This is a genomic window from Stenotrophomonas sp. STEN225, from assembly GCF_056756445.1.
This window is the reverse complement of sequence record NZ_JBRRBV010000048.1, coordinates 1-220: the sequence shown is the minus strand read 5'-3', so window position 1 is coordinate 220 and position 220 is coordinate 1. Positions and strand designations below refer to the sequence as shown.

Annotated in this window: 1 rRNA gene; it reads right to left on the bottom strand. The window is 47.3% G+C overall.

Annotation, left to right across the window (positions count from 1 at the left end):
- Positions 1 to 106, bottom strand: a 16S ribosomal RNA gene (locus ACVOJ1_RS19005); the annotation flags it as partial.
- Positions 107 to 220: the final 114 nt, after the last annotated feature.

The window sequence follows — 220 nt, the reverse complement described above, 5'->3', positions numbered from 1 at the left end:
GCCACTCGCCACCCAAGGAGCAAGCTCCTCTGTGCTGCCGTTCGACTTGCATGTGTTAGGCCTACCGCCAGCGTTCACTCTGAGCCAGGATCAAACTCTTCACTTAAAACTGCATTGCCCGAAGGCAAAAATTTAAAGCTGCAGATGAATGATTCTGGCAACGTATCGCTTGCTTTAAAACAATTAATAGTTGCTTGATCAAACGTCTGCAAGATGGACA